The following is a 553-nucleotide window of genomic DNA, read 5'->3' as shown; positions in this document are numbered from 1 at the left end:
GGCGGTGGTGGCCAGCTCGGCGCTGTCCAGCAGCTCGACCAGGGTGGCGATGTTGTAGCCGCCCTGCATGGTGCCCAGCAGTTCGGCGGCGCGCGCCTTGCTGATCAGCGGGGAGCTGGCTTCGCCCTTGACGATGGCGGAGAGGAAACCGGCTTTGACGTAGGCGGCTTCGTCGACGCCCGGCGGTACGCGGTTGGTGATCAGGTCGAGGAGGAAGGCCTCTTCACCGGCCGGCGGGTTCTTCAGCAGCTCGACCAGGCCTGCGGTTTGCTCTGCAGTCAGGGCAAGGGCAGGGAGGTTCTGCTCGGCACGTTCCGCCACGTGTTCAAGATAGGTTTCAAGCACGACTTGGTCCTCTGGATCGACCCCGCAGAGCGGGGCCCGGGTATTTGAATGGATTCACGAACAGCTTCGTGAAAGGGTGAATCGCGGTGGCCGCATGCTTCGTCCGCTTCCTGCTCAGCTTTTCTTCTGCGCGAACAGGGCATCCAGTTTCTGCTCGAAGGCGTGGTAGCCGATGCGGTCGTACAGCTCGGCACGGGTCTGCATCAGG

1 protein-coding gene and 1 pseudogene are annotated in these 553 nt (G+C 63.8%); both read right to left on the bottom strand.

Annotation, left to right across the window (positions count from 1 at the left end; genetic code table 11):
- A pseudogene (locus E8F11_RS00180) lies at positions 1-345 on the bottom strand (aconitate hydratase B); the annotation flags it as partial.
- Positions 346-459: 114 nt separating this feature from the next.
- A partial coding sequence (locus tag E8F11_RS00175; protein ID WP_280286778.1) for a hypothetical protein occupies positions 460-553 on the bottom strand: 94 nt, incomplete at its 5' end.

The sequence above is a fragment of the Pseudomonas sp. BN417 genome (genome assembly GCF_029871205.1).
GTDB lineage: Bacteria > Pseudomonadota > Gammaproteobacteria > Pseudomonadales > Pseudomonadaceae > Metapseudomonas.
The sequence above is the reverse complement of the archived record's forward strand: the minus strand, read 5'-3'. Positions and strand labels throughout refer to the sequence as shown.